This window comes from Nocardioides sp., from assembly GCF_030150155.1.
Classification (GTDB): Bacteria; Actinomycetota; Actinomycetes; order Propionibacteriales; family Nocardioidaceae; genus Nocardioides.
On record NZ_JASLGR010000039.1, the window covers coordinates 105757 to 121873 of the forward strand.

Here is a 16117-nt window from a genome sequence, read left to right on the forward strand (position 1 = left end):
ACCACGATGGCCGAGCTCCGGGAGATCACCGGGCGCTACCCGGTCGCCCGCAGCGGGCTGCTGCCGATGCTGCACCTGGTGCAGTCCGTCGAGGGCTGTGTCACCACGGCGGGGATCTCGGCGTGCGCCGAGGTGCTGGGCATCACCCCGGCCGAGGTGCAGGCGGTGGCGACCTTCTACTCGATGTACAAGTCCGAGCCGGTCGGGGAGCACCTGGTCGGCGTGTGCACCAACACGCTGTGCGCGGTGATGGGCGGCGACGCCATCTGGGAGCGGCTCAGCGACCACCTCGGGGTCGGCAACGACGAGACCACCGCCGACGGGAAGATCACCCTGGAGCGGGTCGAGTGCAACGCCGCCTGCGACTTCGCGCCGGTGCTGATGGTCAACTGGGAGTTCGTCGACAACCAGACCCCGGCCTCGGCCACCGACCTGGTCGACGACCTGCGTGCCGGGGTGCCGCGCTCCTCGACCCGCGGTCCCCGGCTGTGCACCTGGCGAGAGGCCGAGCGGGTGCTGGCCGGCTTCGGTGACGGCCTGGCCGACCAGGGCCCCAGTGCCGGTCCGGCCTCGGTGGTGGGCCTCGAGCTCGCCCGAGCCGCCGGCCGTGGGACGGAGGACGAGCAGTGAACGACCTCGCCGCCAAGCTGACCCCGGTCCTCACCGCCGACTGGGCCACCGAGAAGAGCTGGACGCTGCCGACGTACGCCGCCACGGGCGGTTACACCGCCCTGGACACCGCCTTCGCGATGAGCCCGGCCGACGTGGTCGCCCTGGTCAAGGACGCCGGGCTGCGCGGTCGTGGCGGGGCGGGCTTCCCGACCGGGATGAAGTGGGGCTTCCTGCCCCAGCTCGACCCCGACGACCCGAAGCCGCGCTACCTGGTGGTCAACGCCGACGAGTCCGAGCCGGGCACGTGCAAGGACATCCCGATGATGATGGCCACGCCGCACACCCTGGTCGAGGGCGTCATCCTCAGCTCGTACGCGATCGGCGCCAACCACGCCTTCATCTACGTCCGCGGCGAGGTGCTGCACGTCATCCGCCGGCTCCAGGCCGCCGTCGAGGAGGCCTACGCCGCCGGCCACCTGGGCCGCGACATCCACGGTTCCGGCTTCGACCTGGACCTGGTCGTCCACGCCGGTGCGGGCGCCTACATCTGCGGGGAGGAGACGGCCCTGCTGGACTCCCTGGAGGGCTACCGCGGCCAGCCGCGGCTGCGTCCGCCGTTCCCCGCCGTCGCCGGTCTCTACGCCAGCCCGACGGTGATCAACAACGCCGAGTCGATCGCCTCGGTGCCCGGCATCGTGCGCCACGGCGCCGACTGGTTCAAGGCGATGGGCACCGAGAAGTCGCCGGGCCACGGCATCTTCTCGCTCTCGGGCCACGTCACCCGCCCCGGCCAGTACGAGGCCGGCCTGGGGATCACGCTGCGGGAGCTGCTCGACCTCGCCGGCGGCGTCCGGGCGGGCCACGAGCTGAAGTTCTGGACCCCCGGCGGCTCCTCGACCCCGATCTTCACCGCCGACCACCTCGACGTCCCGCTCGACTTCGAGTCGGTCGGCGCGGCCGGGTCGATGCTGGGCACCCGGGCGTTGCAGATCTTCGACGACAGCACCTGCGTGGTCCGCGCGGTGCTGCGCTGGAGCGAGTTCTACAAGCACGAGTCGTGCGGCAAGTGCACCCCGTGCCGGGAGGGCACCTACTGGCTGGTGCAGGTGCTGCGCCGGCTGGAGGCCGGAACCGGCACCCCCGAGGACCTGGACCTGCTGCTCGACCAGTGCGACAACATCGCCGGGCGCTCGTTCTGCGCCCTGGGCGACGGCGCCACCTCGCCGGTGGTCAGTTCGATCCAGCACTTCCGCTCGGAGTACCTCGCTCACCTGGAGCGCGGCGGCTGCCCGTTCGACCCGGTCGCCTCGACCGTCTTCGCCACGCAGGAGGTCGGCGCATGACCACCACCCCCGAGCGCACCCCGGTCACCACCGTGACCCTGACCATCGACGGCCGCAGCGTCACCGTCCCGGCCGGCACGTTGGTGATCCGCGCCGCTGAGGAGCTCGGCATCGAGATCCCGCGGTTCTGTGACCACCCGCTGCTCGCCCCGGCCGGCGCCTGCCGCCAGTGCCTGGTCGACATCCCCGATGCCGGCAACGGCCGTGGCTTCCCCAAGCCGCAGGCGTCGTGCACCATCCCGGTCGCAGACGGGATGGTCGTCGAGACCGCCAACCCGGTCGCCGCCAAGGCCCAGGCCGGGGTGATGGAGTTCCTGCTGATCAACCACCCGCTGGACTGCCCGGTCTGCGACAAGGGCGGCGAGTGCCCGCTGCAGGACCAGGCGATGAGCGCCGGTCGGACCGAGTCGCGGTTCGCGGCGTCCGGGGGCGTCAAGCGGACCTACCCCAAGCCGATCCCGCTCTCGCCCAACATCCTGCTCGACCGGGAGCGCTGCGTGCTGTGCCAGCGCTGCACCCGCTTCGCCGACGAGATCGCTGGGGACCCCGGGATCGCGCTGGTCGAGCGCGGTGCCGCCCAGCAGATCGGGATCGCGCCGGGCGTCGAGTTCTCCTCCTACTTCTCCGGCAACATCATCCAGATCTGCCCGGTCGGGGCGCTGACCTCCACCGAGTACCGCTTCCGCTCACGTCCGTTCGACCTGGTCTCGGTGCCCGGCGTGGGGGAGCACGACGCCTGCGGTGCGGCGGTGCGTGTCGACGTACGCCGGGGGCAGGTGCTGCGCCGGATGGCCGAGCGCGACGACGAGGTCAACCAGGAGTGGCTCAGCGACAAGGACCGGTTCGGCTTCGCCTACCTGAGCGACCGGATCGACACGCCCCGGATCCGCGAGGCGGGCCAGCTGCGGGAGGCCTCGTGGACCGAGGCGCTCGCCGTCGCGGCCGCGGGGCTCGACGGCCAGCGGGCGGGACTGCTGCCCGGCGGTCGGCTCACCTTCGAGGACGCCCGGGCCTGGTCCCGGTTCGCGCGCGACGTGCTCGGCAGCGAGGACGTCGACTTCCGGGCCCGCCCGATCTCGGCCGAGGAGACGGGTTTCCTGCGTGAGCAGGTCGCCGGTCGCGGCCTGGAGGTGACGTACGCCGATCTCGCCGCCGCCCCGGTCGTGGTGCTGGCCGGACTCGAGCCCGAGGACGAGGCGGCCACGATCTTCCTGCGTCTGCGGGCCGCCGTAGCGGCCCGAGGCACCCGGGTGATCGCGGTGGCGCCGTACACCTCGCGCGGGACGGCGAAGCTGGGCGGCGACCTGGTCCGGGTCCGTCCCGGCGAGGAGGCCGCGGCGATCGCGGCGCTGGTCCTGCCCGAGGGCGCGGTCGTCCTGGCCGGGGAGCGGCTGGCGCTCTCCCCGGGAGCGCTGGCGGCCGTCGTCGCCACCGGTGCCCGCTGGGCGTGGGTGCCGCGGCGCGCGGGTGACCGCGGTGCTGTCGAGGCCGGACTGCTGCCGGGCGCCGGTGGACGCGACGTCGACGCGATCATCGCTGCTGCCCGCGACGGAGCGCTGGACGCCCTCGTGGTCGGTGGCGTGGAGCTCGACGACCTGGCCGACCCGGCCGCCGCGCGCGCTGCGCTGGAGGCGGTCCCGTTCGTGGTCTCGCTGGAGCAGCGGCTCAGCGAGGTGAGCGACTACGCCGACGTGGTGCTGCCGGTGGCCGCGGTCACCGAGAAGGCCGGCACGTTCGTCTCCTGGGAGGGGCGTGAGCGCTCCTTCGGCGCGGCACTGTCCACGCATGCGCTGGCCGATGCCGAGGTGCTCGACGGCCTGACCCGGGAGCTGGAGATGGGCCGCCGGCTGGTCGCCGCCGAGCGCGGTGAGCTGGTCGGGAGCGGTGCCGGTGTGACGGCAGGGGCGAAGGCGGGGGCGACGGCAGGGGCTAGGACCGGAGCGACGGCCCGTCCCGCCTCCGAGCCCGACCCGCAGCCCGAGCCACACTCCGGGGCCACCTCGCCGGAGGCAGGCCGGTTCCACCTCGCCACCTGGAAGCTCCACCTCGACCGCGGCGTGATGCAGCGCGGCGACGCCGACCTGGCCGCCACCGCCCGGCGCCCGGTGGCCCGCCTCTCGGCGGCGACCGCAGCGGCCCTCGGCGCCACCGGCTGGGTCCGGGTCAGCGGTGACCGCGGCGCGCTCACGCTGCCGGTCGAGGTCGTCGACCTGGCCGACGACGTGGTCTGGGTGCCGGCCCACTCGGTCGGTCGCGGGGTGCTCGCCGAGCTCGCCGCACCCGGCACCCGGGTGGACGTCGCCAGCGCCGCCGAGCCTGACGGACAGGACGAGCCCCACGAGCGGCCCGCGCAACCCGAGCAGCACGAGCAGGAGGGGGAGCACTGATGCACGCCTTCGGAATCGACCCGTGGTGGTTGATCGTGATCAAGGTGGTCGCGGTCTTCGTGATCCTGGTCCTGCTGACCCTGTTCAACATCTGGGCCGAGCGCCGGGTCGTGGCCCGGATGCAGCACCGGATCGGGCCCAACGTCAACGGCCCCTTCGGCCTGCTGCAGAGCCTCGCCGACGGCGTGAAGCTGGCGCTGAAGGAGGACATCATCCCGACGGCGGCCGACAAGGTCGTCTACATCCTGGCCCCGATCCTGGTGGTGGTGCCGGCCTTCGTCACCTTCTCGGTGATCCCGCTGGGCCCCGTCACGAACCTGTTCGGTCACCAGACCCCGCTCCAGGTCACCGACCTGCCGATGGCGGTGCTCTTCGTGATGGCGATCGCGGGCATCGGGATCTACGGCATCGTGCTGGGTGGGTGGGCGTCGGGATCGACGTACTCGCTGCTCGGCGGCCTGCGTTCGAGCGCCCAGATGATCTCCTACGAGGTCTCGATGGGCCTGTCCCTGATCGCGGTGTTCCTCTACGCCGGGTCGCTGTCGACCAGCGCGATCGTCAGTGCGCAGGAGAAGGTCTGGTACGCCGTCCTGCTGCTGCCCAGCTTCCTGATCTACGTCACCTCGATGGTGGGGGAGACCAACCGGGCACCCTTCGACCTGCCTGAGGCCGAGGGCGAGCTGGTCGGCGGCTTCCACACCGAGTACAGCTCGCTGAAGTTCGCCCTGTTCTTCCTCGCCGAGTACATCAACATGTCGACGGTTTCGGCGCTGGCGACCACCCTCTTCCTCGGTGGCTGGCGGGCGCCGTTCGGCCTGGAGCACCTCTGGGACGGCTTCAATCACGGCGTCTTCCCGCCGATCTGGTTCTTCGCCAAGGTGGGGCTGTTCATCTTCGTCTTCATCTGGCTGCGCGGCACCCTGCCCCGGCTGCGCTACGACCAGTTCATGGCCCTGGGCTGGAAGATCCTGATCCCGGTCAGCCTGGTCTGGGTGCTGCTGGTCGGCACCGTCCGGGTGGTCAGCGACCGCGCCGACTGGAACAGCTCGCTGGCCGTCTGCCTGGTCGGGATCGCGCTGACGGTGGTCTTCTTCGCCTGGATGCGGGCGCGCACCGGCCCGCTGGCACCCCAGTTCGCCGGGTTCTGGGTGACGTTCAGGACGATGTTCAAGAAGCCCGTCACCGAGCAGTACCCCTTCGTCAAGGAGCCGACCGCTCCCCGGTTCCACGGCCGTCACCAGCTCAACCGGTACGACGACGGGCTGGAGAAGTGCGTCGGGTGCGAGCTCTGCGCCTGGGCGTGCCCGGCCGACGCGATCTACGTCGAGGGCGCCGCCAACGACGACACCCCGGGCGGTGAGGGCCGGTTCTCGCCCGGCGAGCGCTACGGCCGCGTCTATCAGATCAACTACCTGCGCTGCATCCTGTGCGGGCTGTGCATCGAGGCCTGCCCGACCCGGGCGCTGACGATGACCAACGAGTACGAGCTCGCCGACGACAACCGCCGCGACCTGATCTACACCAAGGACGACCTGCTCGCGCCGCTGCGCGAGGGGATGGTCGCCCCGCCGCACGCGATGGGGCCGGGGCTGAGCGCCCACGACTACTACGCGCCGGAGGGGATCATCCGATGAGCTCGACCCAGGTGGCGTTCTGGACCCTGGCGCCGGTGATGGTGCTGGCGGCGCTCGGGTTGCTGGTGGTGCGCAAGGCGGTGCACGCGGCCCTGCTGCTGGCCGTGGTGATGGTCTGCCTCGCCGTGCAGTACGCCGCACTGGAGGCGCCGTTCCTGTTCGCGGTGCAGATCGTGGTCTACACCGGCGCGATCCTGATGCTCTTCCTGTTCGTGCTGATGCTGGTCGGGGTCGACTCCGTCGAGTCCGCCGCCGAGACCATCCCCGGCCAGCGCTGGCTCGCCATCCCGGCTGCGGTGCTGCTCGCCGCGGTGCTCGTCGTCGGTGTCGTCCAGGGCGTCTACTCCGTCGACGCCGGCCTGGGCGCGGCCAACCGGGGCGGCAACATCAACGGCCTGGCGAACCTGATCTTCTCCCGCTACGTGATCGCCTTCGAGGTCACCAGCGCCCTGCTGATCACCGCTGCGCTCGGTGCGATGGTGCTCGCCCATCCCGAACGGCTCACCCGTCGTCGTACCCAGGCAGAGCTGGCCGCCCAACGGGTCCAGGACTGGAAGAGCGACGGCACCCACCTCGGGCCGCTCCCGGCCCCGGGCACCCTCGCCACCTCCAACAGCGTCGAGACCCCTGCGCTGCTGCCCAACGGGAAGGAGCTGTCGTGATCACCCAGTACGTCGTCCTGTCAGCGATCCTGTTCAGCATCGGCGCTCTGGGCGTGCTGATCAGGCGCGACGCGATCGTGGTGTTCATGTGCATCGAGCTGATGCTCAACGCCTCGAACCTGGCCCTGGTGGCGTTCAGCCACCAGCACGGCTCCCTCGACGGGCAGGTGATGGCCTTCTTCGTGATGGTCGTGGCCGCCGCCGAGGTCGTGATCGGCCTGGCGATCATCGTCACCATCTTCCGTAGCCGCCGCTCGATCTCGATCGACGGCCCGAACCTGCTGGAGGGCTGAGATGAACGCCCTGCTCTGGCTGATCATCGCCCTGCCCGCCTTCGGCGCCACCCTGCTCCTGGTCGGCGGTCGCCTCACCGACCGCTGGGGGCCGATCCTGGCCACCGTGCTGCCGGCCGGCTCCTTCGGTCTCGGTCTCGTCCTGCTGATCGACGCGCTCGGCAAGCCGGCCGATCAGCGGCGGCTGAGCGTCCACCTGTGGACCTGGATCGACACCGGTCACCTCCAGATCGGGGCCGACCTGGCCTTCGACCAGCTCACCGCGCTGTTCGTGCTGCTGATCACCGGGGTCGGCACCCTGATCCACGTCTACTCCCTGGGCTACATGGCCCACGACCCCCGCAAGCGCCGCTTCTTCGCGTTCCTCAACCTCTTCCTGGCCGCGATGCTCACCCTGGTGCTGGCCGGGAACTACCTGGTGCTGTTCCTGGGCTGGGAGGGCGTCGGCCTGGCGTCGTACCTGCTGATCGGCTTCTGGCAGCACAAGCCCAGCGCCGCCGCGGCGGCGAAGAAGGCGTTCATCGCCAACCGGGTCGGCGACCTCGGCCTGGCCGCCGCCGTCGCGCTGCTGCTGAGCTGGCGCGGCACCCTCGACTTCCACACCCTGGCCCAGGCGCCGTTCAGCGAGCACGACGCCACCGTGCTCGGGCTCCTGCTGCTGTGGGGTGCGTGCGGCAAGTCCGCCCAGGTGCCGCTGCACACCTGGCTGCTCGACGCGATGGAGGGCCCGACCCCGGTCAGCGCCCTGATCCACGCCGCCACGATGGTCACCGCCGGCGTCTATCTGGTGGTGCGCAGCGGCTTCATCTTCGACGCCGCCCCCTCGGCCCAGACCGCGGTCGTCGGGGTGGCGGTGGTGAGCATGCTGTGGGGCGCGATCATCGGAACCGCCAAGGACGACATCAAGAAGGCGCTGGCCGGCTCCACGATGAGCCAGATCGGCTACATGATGCTCGGCGCCGGGCTCGGTCCGGCCGGCTACGCGTTCGCGATCTTCCACCTGCTGATGCACGGCTTCTTCAAGGCCACCATGTTTCTCGGCGCGGGCTCGGTGATGCACGCGATGGACGACGACGTGAACATGCGGCACTACGGTGCGCTGCGCAAGGCGCTGCCGATCACGTTCCTCACCTTCGGGATCGGCTACCTGGCGATCATCGGGTTCCCCGGGTTCTCCGGGTTCTGGAGCAAGGACAAGCTGATCGAGGCGGCGTTCCACGAGCGTCCCGTGGTCGGCGTACTGGCGCTGCTGGGGGCCGGGATCACCGGCTTCTACATGACCCGGATCATGCTGATGACGTTCCTCGGCAAGGCCCGCTGGGCCAAGGGCGTGCACCCGCACGAGGCGCCGTCCACGATGACGATCCCGCTCCAGGTGCTGGCTGCGCTCAGCCTGGTCGGCGGGGTGCTGCTGGCCGGCAACTGGATCACCGACTGGCTCGCACCCGTCGTGGGCGAGACCCCCGAGCACCACGGCGGGATCCCCGCCTGGCTGGTCTCGGTGCTCACCGTCGCGGTCGTGGCCGTCGGGGTCTGGCTGGCCTGGCGGTACGTCGGCTCCGCACCGATCCCGAAGCGGGCACCGGCAGCGGGGTGGGCCGTCCACGCCGCCCGCCGCGACCTGTACGGCGACGACATCGTCAACGGCGTCTTCACCCAGCCCGGTGCCCTGCTGACCCGGGCCACTGTCGCCACCGACAAGGCCGTCGACGGCGCCTTCACCCTGTCCGGTGACGGGATGCACGGCTTCGCCTCCGCACTGCGGCAGGTGCAGAACGGCTACGTCCGCTCCTACGGCATCGGCGTCGTCGGTGGCGCGGCGGTCCTGGCCCTGGCGATGGTGGCGGTGAACCGATGATCCTGACCCTGCTCTTACTGATCCCGCTCGCCGGCGCGCTGGCCACCGCGATCACCCCGTCCGGTGGCCAGCTGCCGCAGCGGGTCGCGCTCGGCTTCTCGCTGGGCACCCTGGCCCTCAGTGTCGGGGTGGCGTTCGACTTCGAGCCGCACCACGGCCCCCAGTTCGTCGAGAACCTGGACTGGATCGCCCCGCTCGGGGCGCACTACGCGCTCAGCCTGGACGGCCTCGGACTGCTGCTGGTGCTGCTGGCGACCGTGATGGTCCCGATCGTGATCGTGGCGTCGTGGCGGGACACCCCGCGGGCGTCGTACTTCGCCTGGGTGCTGGCCCTGGAGGCGTTGGCGGTGCTGGTCTTCCTGGCCGACGACCTGCTGCTCTTCTACGTCGCCTTCGAGGCCACGCTGCTGCCGGCGTACTTCCTGATCGGCGGCTGGGGTCGGGCCGACCGCGCCCGGGCGGCCCTGAAGTTCCTGCTCTTCCAGCTCGGCGGGGGACTGGTCCTGCTCGGTGGCGTGATCGGGATGTGGGTGCTCTCGGTGCAGCAGCGTGGCGACGCCGGTCCGTCGTTGCTGCTCGGCGACCTCGCCCACCTCGACATCGGTACGACGGCCGGTCGCTGGATCTTCGTCGCCTTCTTCCTCGCCTTCGCGGTCAAGGCCCCGCTCTTCCCGCTGCACACCTGGCTGGCCGACACCGCCGAGCAGGCCACCCCGCCGACCAGCGTGCTGCTGGTCTGCGTGCTGGACAAGATCGGCACCTTCGCGATGCTGCGCTTCTGCCTGGGGCTGCTGCCCGAGGCCAGCCGGTGGGCGACCCCGGTGGTGGTCGCGATCGCGCTGATCTCGATCATCTACGGCGCCCTGCTCGCGATCGGGGCCGACGACCTGCTCCGCCTGGTCGGCCTGACCTCGCTGTCCCACTTCGGCTTCATCACGCTCGGCATCTTCGTGATCAGCACCGACGGCGGCTCCGCGGCGATCCTCTACATGGTCAGCCACGGCCTGGCGACCGGAGCACTGCTGCTCGCCGCGGGCTTCCTGCTGCGCCGCCACGGCACCGTCTCGATCCGCGAGCTGCGCGGCCTCGAACGCGGCACCCCGGTGCTGGCCGGCTTCTTCCTGGTCGCCGGGATGGCGACCCTGGGACTGCCGGGGCTGGCCCAGTTCGTCGCCGAGGTGGTCGTGATCGTCAACGCGTTCTCCTGGCACTGGTACGTCGGGGCGATCTCCCTGGCCGGCCTGGTGCTGGCCGCGTTCTACATCCTGTGGGCCTACCAACGGGTTTTCACCGGGGTGCCCGACCACACCGACGCACCCCCACGCCACGGTGCCTCGCCCCACCGCGACCTGACCGTGCGTGAGGTCCTCGTGATGGCGCCGCTGACGGTGGCGATGGTGCTGGTCGGCTTCGTGCCCGGCCCGCTGTTCCACATCGCCAACCCGACGGTGACCTCGATCGTCGAGGCGGGTCAGCGGTGAGCGCGATGGCAGGAGGGATGGGTGCCGTGACGCACGGGTTCGAGCAGCCGCATCTGGAGTACGCCCAGCTGTGGCCGCTGCTGGTGGTCTTCGGGGTCGCCTGTCTCGGCGTCCTGGTCGAGGCGTTCGTGCCGCGCTCGCGCCGGTTCGGGCTCCAGGTCGGGCTCGCCCTGGCCGCGGTCGTGGTCGCCCTGGGCGGCACGATCGGGGTCGCCACCGGGCTGCCCGCGCTGCAGGGGGCGCACGGACTGCTGGCCGGTGGCGGAGCGCTCGCCTTCGACGGCCCCGCGGTCTACCTCCAGGGACTGGTGCTGGTCTGCGCCCTGGCCGGGGTGCTGCTCTTCGCCGAACGACGCCTCGGCGCCGGCGTGAGTGCATTCGCCGGTCAGGCCGCAGCGGTGCCCGGATCAGGCGCCGAACGGCGTACGGCCTCGTTGGAGCACACCGAGGTCTTCCCGCTGCTGCTCTTCGCCGTCGGCGGCATGATGCTCTTCCCCGCGGCCAACGACCTGCTGATCCTCTTCGTCGCGCTCGAGGTGCTCTCGCTGCCGCTCTACCTGCTCACCGGCCTGGCCCGACGTCGGCGGCTGCTCTCCCAGGAGGCCGCGCTGAAGTACTTCCTGCTCGGTGCCTTCTCCTCGGCGTTCTTCCTCTACGGCGCCGCGCTCGTGTACGGCGCCACCGGAGCGATGCGCTTCGCCAGCATCTGGTCGGTGGCCGCCAGTGCCGACGACGCCGGGGACCGCACCCTGCTGGTGATCGGCATCGCGATGATGGCCGTCGGGCTGCTGTTCAAGGTCGGCGCGGTGCCGTTCCAGTCCTGGACCCCCGACGTCTACCAGGGGGCGCCGACGCCGCTGGTGGCGTTCATGGCCGCCGGCACCAAGGTGGCGGCGTTCGGGGCGCTGCTGCGGCTCTTCTACGTCGCCTTCGGGGCCAACCTCGACCAGTGGCGGCCGATGCTGTGGGCCGTCGCGATCGCCACCATGCTGCTCGGCGCGGTGGTGGCGCTGGTGCAGACCGACATCAAGCGGATGCTGGGCTACTCCGCGATCGCGCACTCCGGCTTCGTCCTGACCGGCGTGGTCGGGCTCAGCGCCACCCGGATCGGTGGGTTGAGCAGCACAGGCGCGGTGCTCTTCTACCTGTCGGTCTACTCGGTCGCCGTGATCGGGTCGTTCGCGCTGGTCGGGCTGGTGCGCGACCCCGGCGGCGAGGCGACCGGGCTGAGTGCCTGGGAGGGCCTGGGCCGGCGTAGCCCCGTCCTCGGCACCGTGATGGCGGTCTTCCTGCTCTCCCTCGCCGGGATCCCGCCCACCGCCGGGTTCATCGCGAAGTGGTCGGTGATCAGTGCCGCCGCGGCCGCCGACGCCTGGGCCGTCGTGGTGGTGGCGATCGTCGCCTCCCTGATCGCGATCGTCTCCTACGTCCGGCTGCTGCTGGTGATGTTCTTCCGCGAGCCGACCCTGGGCACGGCCGCGGTCACCCGCCCCTCGCCGCTCACCCTCGGGGTGATCGGTGTCTGCGCGGTCGCCACGATGGTGCTCGGGATCGTGCCCGGCCCGCTGCTCGACCTGGTCGTCAAGGCGGGCGTGTTCATTGGCTGACCCTCGCCGCGGACGCGACCGCTGGGTGGCTGTGGAAGGATGCCCGGTGTGAGTTCCCTTGCACTGCCGGTGACCGATCCCGACCTGGAGGCGCGCCTGACCGCCCGTCTCGCGCTCGTGGAGAAGGCCCTGGCCGGTCACGTGCAGAGCCGCGCCCCGTTCATCACCGAGGCGGCGTCGCACCTGCTCGACGCTGGCGGCAAGCGGTTCCGGCCGCTGCTGGTGCTGCTCGCCGCCGAGTGCGGCGACCGGGCCGACTCCGAGGACGTGCTGACCGCTGCCTGCGTGGTGGAACTCACCCACCTCGCCTCGCTCTACCACGACGACGTGATGGACGAGGCCCTCGTACGCCGCTCCGCGGACTCGGCCAACGCCCGCTGGGACAACCACGTCGCCATCCTGACCGGTGACTTCCTGTTCGCCCGCTCCTCGGAGCTGACCGCCGAGCTCGGCCCCGAGGCCGTCGGCATCCAGGCGCGGACCTTCGCCCGCCTGGTCGAGGGGCAGATCCTCGAGACCCGGGCGCCCGCGCCGGGGGAGGACCCGGTCGAGCACCACCTCGACGTCATCGCAGGCAAGACCGGCATCCTGATCGCGACCTCGGCCCGCTATGGGGCCCTCTTCGGTGGGGCCTCCGCCGAGGTGGAGCAGGCGCTGACGTCGTACGGCGACATCGTGGGTGCCGCCTTCCAGATCTCCGACGACATCCTCGACATCGCCTCGGAGTCGGAGGTCTCGGGCAAGACGCCGGGCACCGACCTCAAGGAGGGTGTGCCGACCCTGCCCGTGCTGCTGGTGCGCCAGCACGCCCGCGCCGAGGACGCCCGCCTGATCGAGCTGCTCGACTCCGACCTGGCCGCCGACGACGCCGCGCTCGCCGAGGCCCTCGGCCTGCTCCGCGCCAACCCCGCGATGGACGAGGCCCGCGCCTACGTCCTGGCCGAGGCCGAGAAGGCCAAGTCCTTCCTCTCCGTCCTCGACGAGGGCCCGGTCCGCGAGGCGCTGGAGGCCTTCGCCGACATCGTCGCCACCCGCTCCGCCTAGCCGACTTCCGGCTTCACCACCGCCCAAATCCGGGTTCGCCACCGCCGAGATCCGGGTTCGCCACGCGCGAGATCCGGGTTCACCACGCCCGACTTCCGGCTTCACCACGCCCCACTTCCGGGTTCGCCACGCGCGAGATCCGGGATCGCCACGCGCGAGTTCCGGGTTCGCCACCGTGTGATCCCCTGACGGACCTCTGGTCCCGACCGTTCGCCGGCGAGGTCGCCCCCTGGGTGTCCGTGCCAGGCACCCGGCGCGGATGCCGTCCGTTGGTGTGCGCTGAGCTGCGCCTCTGTGTGGCCACGGGCTTCGTGGTGAACCCGGATCTGGGCGGTGGTGAACCCGGAAGTCGGCGGTGGTGAACCCGGAAGTCGCGCGTGGGAAACCCGGAACTCGCGCGTGGTGAACCCGGAAGTCGAGCGTGGTGAACCCGGATCTCGGCAGATGGGCACAAGTCCACTATTTGGACTAATACTGGTGAAGTTCCTAAAGTGACCTAGAGTTGTCGACTAATGCCGGGGGTGCCGGCTGTTCACGTCCACAAGGGTGCACACACATGAAGATTCTCAAGCTTGGATCGGTTCTCGCTGCCAGCGTGCTGGCCCTCACGGCCTGCGGCTCGGGCGGTGACTCCTCGGCCAAGGTCGTCAACGTCAACGGCTTCTCGATCCTGGAGCAGGCCAACAAGAGCGTCTTCGCGGACTTCCAGAAGACCGCCGCCGGCAAGGGCGTCGACTTCAAGACGTCGTACGGCGCCTCCGGTGACCAGTCCCGGGGCGTGGCCAACGGCAACAAGGCCGACGTGGTGCACTACTCCCTCGAGTCCGACGTGACTCGCCTGGTCAAGGCCGGTCTGGTGGCCGAGGACTGGAACAAGAACGCGACCAAGGGCGTGCTGACCTCCAGCGTCGTGGTGCTCGCGGTCCGCAAGGGCAACCCGAAGCACATCGAGGGCTGGGACGACCTGATCAAGCCCGGCGTCAAGATCATCACCCCGAACCCCGGCTCCTCGGGCTCGGCGCGGTGGAACATCCTGGGTGCGTGGGCCCACGTCGTCGGCAACGGCGGCACCGAGGCTCAGGCCACCACGTTCCTCACCAGCCTGCTGAAGAACACGATCGCGCTGCCCGGCTCCGGGCGTGAGGCGACCACCGCGTTCACCTCGGGCTCGGGCGACGTCCTGATCTCCTACGAGAACGAGGCCATCCTGGCGCGCGCGTCGGGCTCCGACATCGACTACGTCGTCCCCGACGACACCCTCAAGATCGAGAACCCGGGCGCCGTCACGAAGACCGCCTCGCAGGCGGCCAAGGACTTCCTCGCCTTCCAGACCAGTGCGGAGGGGCAGGCGGCGTACGCCCAGTCCGGCTTCCGTCCGGTGATCGACGGCGTCACCGTCGGTGACGTCAAGGGCGCCAACGACCCGGCCAACCCGTTCCCGACGCCGAAGAAGCTCTTCACCATCAACGACTCGTTCTTCGGTGGCTGGGGCGTCGCGGCCGACAAGTTCTTCGGTGACGGCACCGAGGGCAAGCCCGTCGGTATCATCACGAAGATCCAGCAGGACACCGGAAAGGGCGCGAACGGCTGATGTCCCGTCCACTCAGTGCCGGTGCGGGCCTGAGTCTCGGTGTCGCGGTCCTGTGGTTCTCCATCCTCGTGCTGCTGCCGCTGGCGGCGATCATCGCCACCGCGGCCGAGGGCGGAGTCTCCAACTACCTCCACGTCATCAGTGACGCCCAGACCTGGGCGGCCGTCCGACTGACGGTCGTCCAGGCGGTGGTGGTCACCGTGGTCAACGTGGTGATCGGCACGATCATCGCCTGGGTGCTGGTCCGGGACCGGTTCTGGGGCAAGCAGATCCTGAACGTCGTCATCGACGTGCCGTTCGCGCTGCCGACGGTGGTCGCGGGCCTGGTGCTGCTCAGCCTCTACGGCCCGACCAGCCCGGTCGGGATCCACGCCGCCTTCACCCCGTCGGCCGTCACGCTCGCCTTCGCCTTCGTCACGCTGCCCTTCGTGGTCCGCACGGTCCAGCCGGTGCTCGAGGAGCTCGACACCGACGTCGAGGAGGCCGCGGCCTCCCTCGGTGCGGGCCGCGGCACCATCCTGCGCCGGATCATCCTCCCGGCCCTGGTCCCGGCGATCACCGCCGGAGCCGCCCTCAGCTTCGCCCGCGCGATCTCGGAGTACGGCTCACTGGTCCTGCTCAGCGGCAACAAGCCGTTCCAGACCGAGGTCGTCTCGGTCCGGGTGCTGAGCTTCATCGAGAACGGCTCGACGGCCTCGGCCGCCGCGATCGCCTCGCTGATGCTCGCCGTCGCGCTCGTCGTGATCGTCGCGCTCGACATCGTCCAGCGGAGGGTGGCGCGTCATGGTTAAGCTCCCTCGCTGGCTGGTGTGGCTGCTGCGGATCGTCGCCGTGGGGTACGTCGCCCTCCTGGTCGTGTGGCCCGTCGGGATGCTCGTCAAGCAGACGTTCGGTGACGGCTTCGATGCGCTCAACTCGGTGTTCTCTGATGCCGACGTCACCTCGGCGCTCAAGCTGACCGCGATCGTGGCCGTGATCGCGGTCGTGATCAACCTGGTCTTCGGCGTCACCATCTCGCTGCTGCTGGTCCGGTTCGACTTCCCTGGCAAGCGGATCCTGTCGGCGCTGGTCGACCTGCCGCTGTCGGTCTCGCCGGTCGTGGTCGGCCTGGCGTTGCTGCTGGTCTACAACAGCCGCGACGGCTGGTTCGGCAAGCCGCTGGACGGTGCCGGGATCCACCTGATGTTCTCCTCGCCCGCCCTGGTGATGGCGACCTGCTTCGTCGCGCTGCCGCTGGTGATCCGCGAGGTCGTGCCGGTGCTCACCGAGATCGGCGACGACCAGGAGCAGGCCGCCCGCAGCCTCGGCGCCAGCGGCCCGCAGACCTTCTGGCGGATCACGCTGCCCTCGATCAAGTGGGCCGTGGTCTACGGTGTGGTGCTCTCGCTGGCCCGGTCGGTCGGTGAGTTCGGGGCGGTCAAGATCGTCTCGGGCAACATCACCGGGCAGACTCAGACCGCCACTCTCGCCGTCGAGGCGAAGTATCAGGGGTTCGCCCAGCCCACGGCGTACGCCATCGCCTTCCTCCTCGTCCTCGTCAGCATCGCGTGCCTGGTGGTCGTGGCATTCCTCCGTCCCCGCGCGCAGCAGGAAAGATGACTCCCG

At 70.7% G+C, this 16117-nt stretch carries 13 protein-coding genes and 1 pseudogene; all 14 read left to right on the top strand.

Going from position 1 to position 16117, the window contains the following annotated elements; all coding sequences use genetic code 11:
• The first annotated feature begins 6 nt into the window (after positions 1-6).
• The 14 genes and pseudogenes from nuoE to Q1V88_RS12505 all read left to right on the top strand — a co-directional run bounded on the left by nuoE (position 7) and on the right by Q1V88_RS12505 (position 16111).
• Complete coding sequence (nuoE, locus tag Q1V88_RS12440; RefSeq protein ID WP_300681542.1) at positions 7-630, top strand: NADH-quinone oxidoreductase subunit NuoE; 624 nt, start codon at positions 7-9, stop codon at positions 628-630.
• Complete coding sequence (gene nuoF, locus Q1V88_RS12445; protein ID WP_300681517.1) at positions 627-1955, top strand: NADH-quinone oxidoreductase subunit NuoF; 1329 nt, start codon at positions 627-629, stop codon at positions 1953-1955. Before nuoE ends, nuoF begins: the two co-directional genes overlap by 4 nt.
• Positions 1952-4342, top strand: a complete 2391-nt coding sequence (locus tag Q1V88_RS12450; protein WP_300681518.1) for an NADH-quinone oxidoreductase subunit G — start codon at positions 1952-1954, stop codon at positions 4340-4342. The genes nuoF and Q1V88_RS12450 overlap by 4 nt, the downstream gene beginning before the upstream one ends.
• A pseudogene (nuoH, locus tag Q1V88_RS12455) lies at positions 4342-5439 on the top strand (NADH-quinone oxidoreductase subunit NuoH); the annotation flags it as partial. The gene Q1V88_RS12450 and the pseudogene nuoH, both read left to right, overlap by 1 nt.
• A 3-nt stretch (positions 5440-5442) precedes the next feature.
• Complete coding sequence (nuoI, locus tag Q1V88_RS12460; RefSeq protein ID WP_300681543.1) at positions 5443-5976, top strand: NADH-quinone oxidoreductase subunit NuoI; 534 nt, start codon at positions 5443-5445, stop codon at positions 5974-5976.
• Positions 5973-6638 (top strand): NADH-quinone oxidoreductase subunit J, encoded by a 666-nt coding sequence (locus Q1V88_RS12465; RefSeq protein WP_300681519.1) that lies wholly within the window; start codon positions 5973-5975, stop codon positions 6636-6638. Before nuoI ends, Q1V88_RS12465 begins: the two co-directional genes overlap by 4 nt.
• Positions 6635-6931: an NADH-quinone oxidoreductase subunit NuoK gene (gene nuoK, locus Q1V88_RS12470; RefSeq protein WP_300681520.1), complete on the top strand. Its 297-nt coding sequence runs from the start codon at positions 6635-6637 to the stop codon at positions 6929-6931. The genes Q1V88_RS12465 and nuoK overlap by 4 nt, the downstream gene beginning before the upstream one ends.
• A 1-nt stretch (position 6932) precedes the next feature.
• Positions 6933-8789: an NADH-quinone oxidoreductase subunit L gene (gene nuoL, locus Q1V88_RS12475; RefSeq protein WP_300681521.1), complete on the top strand. Its 1857-nt coding sequence runs from the start codon at positions 6933-6935 to the stop codon at positions 8787-8789.
• Positions 8786-10270 carry an NADH-quinone oxidoreductase subunit M gene (locus Q1V88_RS12480; RefSeq protein WP_300681522.1) on the top strand — a complete coding sequence of 495 codons (1485 nt, stop codon included), beginning with the start codon at positions 8786-8788 and terminating at the stop codon, positions 10268-10270. Before nuoL ends, Q1V88_RS12480 begins: the two co-directional genes overlap by 4 nt.
• 26 nt (positions 10271-10296) lie before the next feature.
• Positions 10297-11877 carry an NADH-quinone oxidoreductase subunit NuoN gene (gene nuoN, locus Q1V88_RS12485; RefSeq protein WP_300681523.1) on the top strand — a complete coding sequence of 527 codons (1581 nt, stop codon included), beginning with the start codon at positions 10297-10299 and terminating at the stop codon, positions 11875-11877.
• A 48-nt stretch (positions 11878-11925) separates the two neighbouring features.
• On the top strand, positions 11926-12921 hold the full coding sequence (locus tag Q1V88_RS12490; protein WP_300681524.1) for a polyprenyl synthetase family protein: 996 nt from the start codon (positions 11926-11928) through the stop codon (positions 12919-12921).
• A 556-nt stretch (positions 12922-13477) separates the two neighbouring features.
• Positions 13478-14512 (top strand): sulfate ABC transporter substrate-binding protein, encoded by a 1035-nt coding sequence (locus tag Q1V88_RS12495; RefSeq protein ID WP_300681525.1) that lies wholly within the window; start codon positions 13478-13480, stop codon positions 14510-14512.
• Complete coding sequence (gene cysT / locus Q1V88_RS12500; protein WP_300681526.1) at positions 14512-15303, top strand: sulfate ABC transporter permease subunit CysT; 792 nt, start codon at positions 14512-14514, stop codon at positions 15301-15303. The genes Q1V88_RS12495 and cysT overlap by 1 nt, the downstream gene beginning before the upstream one ends.
• Positions 15296-16111 carry a sulfate ABC transporter permease subunit gene (locus Q1V88_RS12505; protein ID WP_300681527.1) on the top strand — a complete coding sequence of 272 codons (816 nt, stop codon included), beginning with the start codon at positions 15296-15298 and terminating at the stop codon, positions 16109-16111. The genes cysT and Q1V88_RS12505 overlap by 8 nt, the downstream gene beginning before the upstream one ends.
• Positions 16112-16117 lie beyond the last annotated feature (6 nt).